Source organism: Photobacterium sp. 1_MG-2023, assembly GCF_030547945.1.
Taxonomy (GTDB): domain Bacteria; phylum Pseudomonadota; class Gammaproteobacteria; order Enterobacterales; family Vibrionaceae; genus Photobacterium.
The window spans coordinates 15,941-28,214 of sequence record NZ_JAUORR010000018.1 but is presented as its reverse complement, the minus strand read 5'-3'; the positions used below and the strand labels follow the sequence as shown (position 1 = coordinate 28,214).

Sequence of the window (12,274 nt, the reverse complement as noted above, 5' to 3'; positions counted from 1 at the left end):
AATCATAGGGTGATTTCGCTTCCGTACAGAAAATAACCACGAAGTGCCTGTGGGGAATAGACGTCAGCGGTGTAAACAGGCTATTTTGGCTGTGGGTACTACGGATGGGAACATCCACCGTAGCCGCATAGTACGAAAAACACTGGATTTCTTTAGGCTAAAGATAAGCCCTAACTATGTTATACCCGTCTGTATCGCTGAGTTTTGCTGGTCCTGTTCTCCCTGCTGCAGCCGGTCTGGCTGCGAATCTTCGGACAGACCCGTTCGGTCATCTGACGTAACCCGGTATGACTGTCACCTTGCTGCTCCGGCAGGGAAAGACGGCCCCAACTCGTCATGGATGTCCGGCAAAGCGGAATCAGAGCCACGGATACAGGCGCAGGTATACGCGACCTGGAGGCAAGAATATGGAAATGTTGTCCGGCGCTGACATGATCGTTCGCTCGATGATCGATCAAGGCGTGAAACATATCTTCGGTTACCCTGGCGGTTCTGTTCTGGATATTTACGATGCGCTGCATGAAAAGAGCGACATCGAGCACGTGCTGGTGCGCCATGAGCAGGCAGCCGTTCACATGGCAGATGGTTACGCACGTGCCACCGGCGAAGTCGGCGTAGTACTGGTGACCTCGGGTCCCGGTGCGACCAACGCCATCACCGGTATTGCAACGGCGTACATGGATTCAATTCCAATGGTGGTCCTGTCCGGTCAGGTGATGAGCGATCTGATTGGCAACGATGCCTTTCAGGAGTGCGACATGGTGGGGATCTCCCGTCCGGTCGTGAAACACAGCTTCCTGGTACAGCGCACCGAAGATATCCCCACAATTATCAAAAAAGCATTCTACATTGCTGCCAGTGGCCGTCCCGGTCCGGTGGTGGTTGATATTCCGAAAGACATGCTGAACCCGGCGAAAACATATCCCTACAAGTACCCGGAAGCCATCAGTATGCGTTCCTATAACCCGACACTGCAGGGGCATAAAGGCCAGATCAAGCGCGGGGTGAAAGCCTTGCTGTCTGCGAAGAAACCTGTGCTTTATGTCGGTGGCGGCGCCATTATGTCGGGCTGTGAAGCACAGATCCTGAAACTGGCAGAAAGCCTCAAAATTCCTGTGGTCAGCACCCTGATGGGGCTGGGCGCTTTCCCCGGCACACACCGCAACAGTGTCGGCATGCTGGGGATGCACGGCACTTACGAAGCCAATATGACGATGCACAACTCCGATCTGATCTTCGGGATTGGTGTGCGCTTTGATGACCGGACCACCAATAATCTGGAAAAATACTGTCCGGATGCCACGGTCATGCATATCGATATCGATCCATCTTCGATTTCCAAAACCGTGAAAGCTGATATCCCGATTGTCGGCTCGGCCGATGCTGTGCTGAACAGCATGCTGAAGCTGATTGAAGAGCAGCAGGACACCAATGATCAGGCCGCCATGGATGAATGGTGGAGCGAGATCGAATCCTGGCGTGCCCGTAAATGCCTGAGCTATAAAACGGATCAAGAGCGGATCAAGCCACAACAGGTGATTGAATTACTGCACAAACTGACCAACGGTGACGCCTATGTCGCCTCCGATGTCGGTCAACACCAGATGTTTGCCGCATTGTATTACCCGTTTGATAAACCACGCCGCTGGCTGAATTCCGGCGGTCTGGGCACCATGGGTTTTGGTTTGCCAGCTGCGATGGGCGCTAAATTTGCCCTGCCGGATGCAGAAGTTTTGTGTGTCACGGGGGACGGCAGTATCCAAATGAACATTCAGGAGCTGTCGACCGCGTTGCAGTACGATATCCCGGTTAAAATTATTAACCTGAACAACCGTTTCCTGGGCATGGTGAAACAATGGCAGGATATGATTTATCAGGGACGCCACTCTCACTCTTACATGGACTCTGTGCCAGATTTTGCTGCAATTGCAGAAGCTTATGGCCATGTCGGGATCCGAGTTTCAGATCCGGCGAAGCTGGAAAGTGAGCTGGCGCGCGCTTTAGCGATGAAAGATAAGTTAGTCTTTGTTGATATCAGCGTGGATGAAACAGAGCACGTTTACCCAATGTTGATCCGTGGCGGATCCATGAGTGAAATGTGGCTGAGTAAAACGGAGAGAACCTAATGCGCAGAATTGTATCAGTATTATTAGAAAATGAACCCGGTGCACTTTCACGCGTGGTGGGGTTGTTCTCCCAGCGTGGTTACAACATTGAATCGCTGACGGTCGCTCCAACAGATGATCCGACCCTGTCTCGTCTGAATATCACCACCAGCGTAGAAGATGCCGCGCTGGAGCAGATCGAGAAACATCTGCACAAACTGATCGATATTCTGAAAGTCAGCAATGTCACGGATTCCGAGCATGTTGAGCGGGAGCTGATGCTGGTGAAAGTGAAAGCCAGTGGTTACGCGCGTGCCGAAGTGAAGCGCACTTCTGATATTTTCCGTGGCCAGATTGTGGATGTCACCAGCCAGATTTATACCGTTCAGCTGGCCGGCACCAGTGAAAAGCTGGATGCTTTCCTGGATGCGGTGAGCGAATCGACTGAGATTATTGAAGTTGCCCGCAGCGGTGTCGTCGGGATTGCCCGTGGTGAACGGGCTTTAAAAGCCTGACCTGAATCGTTTACCTTTCTATGAACGCCCGTCCGGCTCTGCCGGCGGGTTTTTTTATGCCTGAAATTCGGGTCTGCTGGCCGTTCCAAACGAGATTAGACTAAAGTCTAATAGGTGAGCTGAATCAGACTTGAGTCTTCCCTGAATATGGATTTTTTCAGCTCCGGCAAGGTTTCAAGATATTCGACGAAAGTTGAACTGTCTGCTGAAGCGGAGGCGTGAATTCATGCTGAATACCGTGTTAGTCCGGTGCACAGTGTTGCTGGTGTGTTATCTCGGCTTTCATGCCAGTGCCATCTATTTTCTTTTGGCGGTGTTGCTGCTGAACACTCATCATAAGGAATTCTTTGGCTGGTGACTGTCGGATAAAACACGCGATGCAGCCCATAAAAAAACGGGAGCCGAAGCTCCCGTTTTCTGTTTGGATACTGTTGTCGCTTACAGGACGTGAACCGAAGCTGTGTTGGTGGTACCCGATGGGACCAGCGCACCGGAAACCATCACGACGATGTCGCCTTTGCTGCCCAGACCGGATTCGATCGCCAGAGCTTTACCACGCGCATAGAACGCATCGGTGCTTTCAATCGCTTCGACAACCACAGGAGTCACGCCTTTGGTCAGGCACAGCTGAGCCGCAGTTTTCGGGTTGGTGGTTACCGCCAGAATGTTTGCTGTCGGGAAGTATTTCCGTACTGAACGGGCAGATTTACCTGCTTCAGTTGCGACCACGATCAGCGGCGCATTCAGCTTCTCAGAAGTGTCCACTGCACCTTTACATACTGCTTCGGTGATACGCAGGCGAGGGCTGTCCAGACGAGCGCTCAGAGAAGCACGCATCGCTGCATCAGTGCGGTCACAGATCTGTGCCATGATGGTCACAGCTTCAATTGGGTATTTACCCTTCGCAGATTCACCAGACAGCATCACGGCGTCAGTGCCGTCCATGATGGCGTTGGCAACGTCGCCAGCTTCTGCACGGGTCGGACGCGGGTTCTTGATCATGGAATCCAGCATCTGCGTTGCAGTGATAACGACTTTACGGGCACGGTTACATTTCTCGATCATCATCTTCTGCGCGAAGATCACTTCTTCAACCGGGATTTCTACACCCAGATCACCACGGGCAACCATGATGCCGTCAGATGCTTCCAGAATGGCGTCAAAGTTGTCGACACCTTCCTGGTTTTCAATTTTAGAGATGATCTGGATCTTCTCGCCGCCGTTTGCATTCAGCAGTTCGCGGATTTCCTGAACGTCTTCTGCTTTACGGATGAAAGATGCTGCAACAAAATCAACGCCTTGCTCACAACCAAATTTCAGGTCCGCTTTGTCTTTTTCCGCCAGCGCTGGCAGGTTCACAGAAACGCCTGGCAGGTTAACGCCTTTGTTTTCGCCCAGATCACCGTTGTTCAGCACGCGGCATTTGACTTCGGTGTCTGTGGTAGCCAGCACTTCCATTTCGATCAGACCATCGTCGACCAGAATGGTGTTGCCGACAGTCAGATCGTTTGCAAAACCCGGGTAAGTCACGGCGACACGGTCTTTATTACCGACCACTGTGGTATCCGTGGTGAAGGTAAATTCCTGACCTGCAGTCAGGGTCACGTCTGCACCGCCTTCCAGCTTGATTGTCCGGATTTCAGGACCTTTGGTGTCCAGCAGAATCGCAACAGGCTTGCCGGATTGTGCCATGACTTCACGAACGTTCTGGATACGCTGGCCGTGCTCAGCGAAGTCGCCGTGCGAGAAGTTCAGACGCATGACGTTCATGCCTGCATTCACCAGTTTGGTCAGCATTTCAACCGATTCTGTCTTAGGACCAATCGTGCAGACGATTTTGGTTTTTTTCATCGAGAGTATTCTCCGGAGAACTTGAAGGAAACTTTAGGCGCTTTATACCGCAAAAGATGATGTTTATGATGTTGAATCATAGCTACAAAACGAGATCATGATCGTGTTTTGATGAACAATGTCCTCACGGTATTCGTCAGCCATACAAATTTGTTGGGCAACATTACTTGCTTTATGAAAACAGTTGCTTTGCTTTCATAAAGCAGGTGATATGAATGCGCGATCCGGCTGAATCGTCAGCATCTGGGAGATGGAGATTCGCTGCCAGTGCCACAAAGTGGCTGATGAAACAAGGTCGTAAGTATAGCAGAGTTTCTTTCCCTTTCCAGCGTGTGAGATGGCTCAACCTTTTGTACAGCACAGAGTTCCATCATTCTGATTCTCCTGAGAAAGCCTTTTCCGGTAAGGCATTTCATCTGTTATCAGAATGATTGGCTCGTGTTGCCAGTCATAAAAAGTTTTTTATCAAATAACCGATTTTGTTGAAAACAGGTTCCCGTTTGATGACAGGCGACCAATTTTGCCTGTTTCTTTCGGTTTCAGCCCTGTTCCCGCGCAAAAATATGTCGAAAAGTGCAGGCTTCTGTACACCAATGGTTGAATATTATTTCTCTATATTGATAATCATTATCATTAGGATTCTCATTTATTTAGTTGTTTGTTAATAAGTAGCAGGAGCGCCAGACGATGACAGCGGCAGACCAGACGAATATGAAGCAGGTGGGTCAACTCTATCAGCAACATCAAAGCTGGTTATCGGTCTTTATTCAGCGTCGTTTGGGTTGTCCTGAGACCTCGGCCGATCTGGTTCACGATACTTATCTCCGGCTGCTCAACCGTGGCCGTTTACCAGAACCCGGCGAATCCCGGCGGTATCTGACCCATATTGCCAAGGGGCTGGTGATCGATCTCTATCGTCGTCGCCGTGTGGAAGCGGCTTATCTGGAATATATGCAACAGCAGCCACAAGAGTTTGGCGTCTCGCCCGAAGCACGTTTGCAAATGGTTGAAGCCCTGATTGAGGTGGATCGCTTATTACGTCACTTGCCAGACAAAGTGCGTCAGGCACTGCTGATGCGTCAGATCGACAACATGAGCTATAAGCAAATTGCCGCTGAACTGGGCGTTTCTGTGTCCTCCGTGGAGAAATATATCGCGAAAGCGTTGCAGGCCTGTTTACTCGCCAGCATGGAGACAAGCTTTTGACACCACATCGTCTCTCGGGGGAAGTCATTCGTCAGGCATCCAGCTGGATGGCGCGGCTGTGGGCGGATGATGTGAGTGAGGCTGATAAAAAGGCGTTTGATGCCTGGCGCTTGGATCATCCCGATAATGAATCGGCCTGGCAGCAGTTGAACCAACTTCAGACACAATTTTCCGCTTTACCCCAGCACGCTGCCAGTCGTCGGATCCTGATGACCCGCCGTGGACTCAGCCGACGCCGTTTGCTTTCAGTCATTGCTGGGGTTGGCTTGCTAACGGGCGGTTGGACGCTTGACGGCCAGCAGTCCCTGCCGCCCGGGCACCGATACGCAACGGCAGTGGGTGAAATCCGGTCACTGACGCTGAACGATGGCACGGCGCTGGTGCTGAATACGGACACCGAAATTTATGTGGATATCACACCGCAGGCCCGCCAGCTCACGTTGACGCAGGGGGAAGTGATGGTCACCACCGGACATCACCAGACACCGTTTCATTTCAGCAGTGCTCAGGGACAGGTGACGCCGCTCGGCACCCGGTACACGGTTCGCCAGTTGGATGACAGTACGGTCGTCAAAGTCCAGGAAGGTCAGGTCCGGCTGGCACCGCGCGAATCTGCGCAAGCGCTGGTGCTCGCAGCCGGAGAGTGGGCGGATTTTTCGGCGACCGCTGTCGGTGCCGTTCAACCCTTGCCGCAGTATGACGCCAGTTGGGTCTCGCGTCGGCTGGTGGCGCAACAGATGCCACTGACAGTGCTGTTGGATGAACTCTCCCGCTATCGTCAGGGGATGCTGAGCATCGATCCCGCACTGGCCAGCCTGTCCGTGACCGGTGTGTTTGATCTGAATCAGATCGACCAGGTGCTTCGGCAACTGGAACAAATCCTGCCGATTCAGGTGCGCTTCTTTACCCGGTACTGGGTGTCTGTGGTTCCTGCACCAGCCGCTTAATTTTGTGAACACTGTAGCGAAATTGTCATCTGTGCACCGCTGGGTTTACGGGTTTCTCCCGCGCGTGCGGTGTACGAAGGCAAGAACAAAAAATTTGAGAAGGAAATCACAGTGCATCACAAGGTTCAGCCCAATTTTATTGCGTTGCTGCTCAAGGCTCATTTGGGTCTGGCAGTGACCCTGTTTCCCGGCGTCGTTTTCGCCGAGTCCACAGAACAACAATATGATATTCCCGTTGGCGATCTCGACGCCGCATTGACGCAGTTTGCGTTGCAGTCAAATCTGACCCTGCATCTCGACGCCCGCTTATCGCAGGGGCTGCGAAGCGAGGGTCTGCATGGCAGCTTCACGCCGGATCATGCGCTTGAATTGCTGCTGGTCAGTACCGGACTGAATGCCACCCCGCAGACAGACGGCTCATATCAGATTGCTTCGAATGAAAACGCCATGACTCTGGATACCATCAGTGTCTCTTATGGGGAGTCCGGCGGGCTGACCCGTGATGAAGTGGGTGAGTTTGCGGTCTACGACGAAGACGTCTCGACGGTTTATTCCGGCAAAGATGAAATTGAGCGATACAAAGGCAAAGATGCCGCAGATATGTTCAAAGGGATGCTCAATGTATACAGCGGTGATGCCCGAAATGGTGGCGGGGTTGATCCCAGTATTCGCGGGGTTCAGGGACCGGGCCGGGTGCCATTGTCGATTGACGGAACCGAGCAGGATCTGACGGTCTGGCGCGGTTACCGCGGGGTGTCAAACCGGAACTATATCGATCCTAATCTGGTCGGCGGGATTCAGGTGCTCAAAGGCCCGTCACTCACACCGAATGTGCATTCATCGGTTGGTGGTGCTGTGGTGGTCAATACGATTTCTGCGTCAGATATTCTGAAGGAAGGCGAAACCTTTGGCGGTGAAATCGTGATGGAAGGCAGTAACAATGCCATCGCGCCCCGAGATCCTGTCTTGCTGACCGGGCAGGATTACCGCAATGTCCCCGGCTTTCCGCAGGATAATCCGGAGTATCCGTATGGCGACCCGTCGCTGTGGAAAGTGATGAGCAACGATAAGGAGCACAATCCGTTCGCCGGTGAAGATTATGCTTACCGGCTGGCGCTGGCGGCGAAAAAAGAGAATTATGAGTTACTCGCCGCCTATGCCTATCGCAATAAAGGGAATTATTTCAGCGGCACCCGGAATGCGGATTTTTACAATCATCCCAATGAGTCTGAATTTTTGATGACCCGGATTAACCCGCGTTCACTCGCCAGGCGTCAGAAACCTGGGTATGAAGTGCCCAATACCTCCAGTGAGCTGGAATCTTATCTGCTGAAAGCCAAGTTCAATCTGGCGGATCAACAAACGCTGGAATTTGGTGCCCGCTATACCGATGCCCGTTACGGGGAAATCATGGCCAGCCGTTCCGGCAACATCGGCAGCAATGGCGAAATGGCTCAGTGGCCGTTGAGCCATGTTGAATCTCAGGCTTACAATATCCGTTATGCCTGGCAGCCGGACAATCCCTATATCCACCTCACCTCGAACCTGTGGACCACTTATACCGTCAGTGATACCAACACCGCCGGTGGTTTTCCCAACTATGCCAATCGTGTCGATGTGGCAGAGCCGGAGCCAGGTGCAAGCTCTATCCTGCGCAACACAGCTGCGACCCATGCCAAAGACAGCCGGATCGGCTTCGATCTCAGTAATCAGATGTGGCTGACGGATACGCTGGGACTGACGCTGGCCGGGCGCTACCAGTACCACAAATTACGTTCCGATGATGAATACCGCGGCACTATTGATGGCTGGCGGCACTGGCCGCGGGAAGGCCGACGTCAGGAGTATGAAGGCCAGTTCAACTTTCAGTGGCAACCGGTCGATTTTCTGCGTTTCACCGCAGGTGCCAGTTACAAGAACTACTGGGCGATTGATGACTTTCTGTCGGATAGGATCGCGGCGGGCGACAGCCGTTTTACCCAAGAGCATTCTGCCGACAAAGGGATGTTGCTGGCTTATAAAACAGTGGAGAAATACACCCCGGAAGAGATTGAACAGAAAGTGGCTGGGGTGGCAAAGGAAATTGAGACCACGAATTTCGTCAACAGTATTTTCGGCAAGCCGCCACTGACGCCGGAAGAAGAGGCGGCAATGTATGCGGAAGCCCGGCAGCCCACTTATGAAGTCGAACACCAGGATAATGAATGGCTGCATGATGGCAAAGGGCGTTACAGCCGCAGTAATAACCCCTGTGTCATTGCCCGGCAGGAGAAAGACAACTACATCGAAGGCTCCTGCAGAAGTCATGGTGCGCCTGTGGCGGCGTACGACAAGCAAATCTCAGGTGGCAAAAAGAAAGGCAGTGCCTGGGTGCCGGCCCTGTCCGCCACTGTCATGTTCACCGATACCAGCCGGATGTATTACCGTTACACCGAAGCGGTTCGCTTCCCCAGCATGTTTGAAAGTACCTTGGGTTTTTCTGCCAATGAGAACCCGTACAGCGGTTTAAAGCCGGAGCATGCTTACAACCATGAAGTCGCCTTTGTTCAGAATTTTGACCAGGCCGATCTGAAACTGACCTATTTCCATCACCAGACCAAGGATGTGATTGAGCGCTCCGGCAACTTGCTGCGTTTTTATAACATTGATCAGCAAACGCTGGAGGGACTGGAGTTTCAGAGTCGTTATGACAACGGCGGCTTCTTCTCTGATCTCAGCCTCTCTTACATGCTCAACAATGAGGTCTGTGATGAGAGCCTGGCTATCCTGGCCGACTTTAACGGCTCCGTTGCTGATTGTGTCCATGCCGGGTTTGAAGGCGGCTATCTGACGGATCAGGCGATCCCGGAATATTCGGTCAACCTGAATATTGGCGGGCGTTTCTTCAATCGCCGGATGGAAACCGGTCTGCGCACGATCTATATCCCGGGCAGTAAAAATGAAGAAGAGCTGGCACGGGATGATGCGCTGACCTTTGATGCCTATGCCCAGTATCGCTTCAATGAGACGCTGGCACTGGAAGTGATCGGCACCAACCTCACAGATCTCTATTACATCGATCCTTTAGTGCGCTCCAGCGTGCCTGCCCCGGGGCGGACGGTGAAAGTGAAGCTGCAGGTCAATTTCTGATCATAAAAAATTGCGATTCCATTTACGGGTTTGGGCGTGTGGTTCGGTATAGCAAATGAAGGCAATCACATGTTGCCTTTCAGAGCCAACTCAAACTTCAATAAGGATATGTAAAAATGAAAAAAGTTGTTATGACGATTGCTGTACTTTCTGCCTGCATCAGCGGCGCTGCCCAAGCCAATTTTGTCGGAACTCAGAGTTACAACACCCATGTTGAGGTGGGTGAATCCAATGTCAACGGAGGGCCGCACGTCGCAGGCCGTGCCGGTATCGGTGCTGCTTCTCTGGGTTCGACGACGCAGAAAGTCGATTTTCAGGCCCTGAAAAATTACAGCAGCGTTCAGAACGGCGTCAATGTGCTGAGCGGCGGCCATTCCGGCATGGGCCAGTTCAACTTTGCCAAAGTGGGGGCCGGTGATGTGTGGTTCGGTGAGTGGGCCAGCGATATCAGCAGCGATACCGATCGGACGGTTTATTATGTCGGCGATACCACGGGCACCACACTGCCGACCAGCGGCACAGCAACTTATGCGGTGAAAGGGGTGAATAAGTTCTCCGGCAGCAACGATCTGAACGGTACCTTTACGGCGAATTTCACCAGCAATACCCTGAGCGGATCGATTGCCAACAGCCAGTATACCCTGGGTGTGAACGCGTCAATCAACAGTGCCACCGCTGCCTTTAACGGCACAGCCACAGTGGGCCCTGTCAGTGGTATCGCCAAAGGTCATTTCTTCGGCAACAATGCTGCAGCGCTGGCCGGTATCGCACAGTTTTCCGGCAATGCCAAAGCGCTGGATACTGCCTTTGGCGGCACCAAGCAGTGATCATCAGATGACGGGTCGCTTCCGATCCGACTGAGCGCAACAGGAGCAGTATGCACTGCTCCTGTTTTTTTGTTGTATCGCCATCAGGTTTTAGCATGTTGATGATGTATCCGGGTCGTCTGCGGTCCTGCGCCGCTCTGGCCATTCTCTATTTTTTATTTTTTACGCCGATTGCCCACGCCGATCAGGACACCAACCTGCGTCTGGAGCAGAGCACAGCTTTGCAGGCCAGAGAAAAAGAACAACGCCTGCTGGAGGCTGAACAGGCCAGGGAAGATGCCGAAGCACTGGTGATCGACGGGCAGGTGTATCAGGTGGATGACAATCTCAATGCGCTGGGTCAGGCGATTTATCTGTCGCTCAAAGCCCGGCGATGGATCGCGGCCCGTGGCTTTCTGACCCGCTATCTGGCGCTGCCCGGTCATGACATGATGCTGGTGCACTATGCCCGGGGTGCGCTGGCGCGAGCCGACGGGGATCTGGTGCAGGCAGAGCAGTCTTACCGGGCGCTTTTGCAGCAACAGTCGGATTTTCTGCCGGGTCAGCTCGAACTGGCGCGGGTGTTGTTCGAAAATCATAAAAACCGGGATGCGCTGAAGCTGTTTGAGCAGATCCGGGCCTCGCTGCCGATCCAAGATCCCAAAGCACAAGGTGTACTCAACACCGTCGACGCTTTTACGCAGGCGCTGGTTTACCGGGATAGCTGGCAGGGGGCTGTTTCCTTCGGACCCGGTTACAACAATAACCTGAACCTTTCTTCAGAAAGTTACACCTGCTTACTGCTGATGCCGAACGGTGAATGTCTGGTGGAGCGCAAAACCCCGACAGCCGAATCGGCATACGGCACCACGTTTGAAGCCAGCCTCAACAAACGTATTTCTCTGAGTGGCCATCATGGCATCAGTTTTCTGGGACTGGCCTATGGCGATAATTACATTCACAACAGCCAGTACAACGAGTATACCCTGCTGACTTATCTGGGTTATAGCTATTACACGGCGGATTACCAGTGGCTGGCAGCACCGTTGTTTGAATACCGGACACAGGGAAATGACGCTTTGTATCAGGCCTGGGGCGGCAAGTTGAGCGGGCTGTACCTCTATTCGGCAGCCACGGCTTTTAAGCTGGAGGCTGAAGCGAAAGATCTGCGATTTTTGCCCGACGGTCTGGATTTTCAGTCGGGCTGGCAGTACGCCGGTTATGCCACGTTCTGGCATCAGTTCCCCGGCCAATGGCTGTTGTTTGGCGGGCTGGACTGGACGGACAAACGCACCGATGAAGCGGTGTACGCCTATCAGATGGCTGGTGTCCGTCTCGGTGTTCAGCGCGCTTGGGCGATGGGGATTGAGACCTCACTTTTCACCTCGTTCCGCCAGCGGGAATATCAGGCTTACAGTCCATTGCTGGCAGCAACGCGAAAGGATGATGAGCAGAGTTACACTCTGGAAACCCGTTTGACCGGGCTGAGTTTCTGGGACCTGACGCCGATTCTGACATTGGCGCACAGCCGGGTGCACAGCAATGTGAACTGGTTGTACAGCTACGAGCAAAGCGAGGTGAGCCTCAAAATCGAAAAGCGTTTCTGACCCCATCCACCCCATGCTGAAAAAAATTCGTGATTGGATTACGGATTTGGTGTGCTCGTTCGGTATCTCTCATAGGAGCGTTTTTCCGGGCGTGTTTTGTCACGTCTG

General features: G+C 52.8%; 8 protein-coding genes. 7 read left to right on the top strand and 1 reads right to left on the bottom strand.

Features of this window, described 5'->3' with window-relative positions; all coding sequences use genetic code 11:
* Nucleotides 1-407 precede the first annotated feature (407 nt).
* Together Q4579_RS15400 and ilvN are read left to right on the top strand one after the other, a co-directional pair.
* Nucleotides 408-2,126 carry an acetolactate synthase 3 large subunit gene (locus tag Q4579_RS15400; RefSeq protein WP_303565437.1) on the top strand — a complete coding sequence of 573 codons (1,719 nt, stop codon included), beginning with the start codon at nucleotides 408-410 and terminating at the stop codon, nucleotides 2,124-2,126.
* Nucleotides 2,126-2,620 carry an acetolactate synthase small subunit gene (gene ilvN / locus Q4579_RS15395; RefSeq protein WP_303565436.1) on the top strand — a complete coding sequence of 165 codons (495 nt, stop codon included), beginning with the start codon at nucleotides 2,126-2,128 and terminating at the stop codon, nucleotides 2,618-2,620. The genes Q4579_RS15400 and ilvN overlap by 1 nt, the downstream gene beginning before the upstream one ends.
* Nucleotides 2,621-3,058: 438 nt before the next feature.
* On the opposite strand, the gene pykF is transcribed toward ilvN, so the two are convergent.
* Nucleotides 3,059-4,471 carry a pyruvate kinase PykF gene (pykF, locus tag Q4579_RS15390; RefSeq protein WP_303565434.1) on the bottom strand — a complete coding sequence of 471 codons (1,413 nt, stop codon included), beginning with the start codon at nucleotides 4,469-4,471 and terminating at the stop codon, nucleotides 3,059-3,061.
* 687 nt (nucleotides 4,472-5,158) lie between these two features.
* On the opposite strand from pykF, the gene Q4579_RS15385 reads away from it, so the two are divergent.
* From Q4579_RS15385 to Q4579_RS15365, 5 genes are all read left to right on the top strand, one after another.
* On the top strand, nucleotides 5,159-5,677 hold the full coding sequence (locus Q4579_RS15385) for a sigma-70 family RNA polymerase sigma factor (RefSeq protein ID WP_303565433.1): 519 nt from the start codon (nucleotides 5,159-5,161) through the stop codon (nucleotides 5,675-5,677).
* The gene (locus tag Q4579_RS15380; RefSeq protein ID WP_303565432.1) at nucleotides 5,674-6,624 is read left to right on the top strand and encodes a FecR domain-containing protein; all 951 of its coding nucleotides are present in this window, start codon (nucleotides 5,674-5,676) and stop codon (nucleotides 6,622-6,624) included. Before Q4579_RS15385 ends, Q4579_RS15380 begins: the two co-directional genes overlap by 4 nt.
* Nucleotides 6,625-6,735: 111 nt before the next feature.
* The gene (locus tag Q4579_RS15375) at nucleotides 6,736-9,753 is read left to right on the top strand and encodes a TonB-dependent receptor (protein ID WP_303565431.1); all 3,018 of its coding nucleotides are present in this window, start codon (nucleotides 6,736-6,738) and stop codon (nucleotides 9,751-9,753) included.
* A 116-nt stretch (nucleotides 9,754-9,869) separates the two neighbouring features.
* Nucleotides 9,870-10,580 carry a Slam-dependent surface lipoprotein gene (locus tag Q4579_RS15370; protein WP_303565430.1) on the top strand — a complete coding sequence of 237 codons (711 nt, stop codon included), beginning with the start codon at nucleotides 9,870-9,872 and terminating at the stop codon, nucleotides 10,578-10,580.
* 95 nt (nucleotides 10,581-10,675) lie between these two features.
* Nucleotides 10,676-12,166, top strand: a complete 1,491-nt coding sequence (locus Q4579_RS15365) for a surface lipoprotein assembly modifier (protein ID WP_303565429.1) — start codon at nucleotides 10,676-10,678, stop codon at nucleotides 12,164-12,166.
* The last annotated feature ends 108 nt before the right edge of the window (nucleotides 12,167-12,274 follow it).

Bases quoted from the DNA above. Each gene is read 5' to 3' on its own strand.
- Q4579_RS15400 (WP_303565437.1), top strand. From the start codon at position 408: ATGGAAATGTTGTCCGGCGCTGACATGATCGTTCGCTCGATGATCGAT.
- ilvN (WP_303565436.1), top strand. From the start codon at position 2,126: ATGCGCAGAATTGTATCAGTATTATTAGAAAATGAACCCGGTGCACTT.
- pykF (WP_303565434.1), bottom strand. From the start codon at position 4,471: ATGAAAAAAACCAAAATCGTCTGCACGATTGGTCCTAAGACAGAATCG.
- Q4579_RS15385 (WP_303565433.1), top strand. From the start codon at position 5,159: ATGACAGCGGCAGACCAGACGAATATGAAGCAGGTGGGTCAACTCTAT.
- Q4579_RS15370 (WP_303565430.1), top strand. From the start codon at position 9,870: ATGAAAAAAGTTGTTATGACGATTGCTGTACTTTCTGCCTGCATCAGC.
- Q4579_RS15365 (WP_303565429.1), top strand. From the start codon at position 10,676: ATGTTGATGATGTATCCGGGTCGTCTGCGGTCCTGCGCCGCTCTGGCC.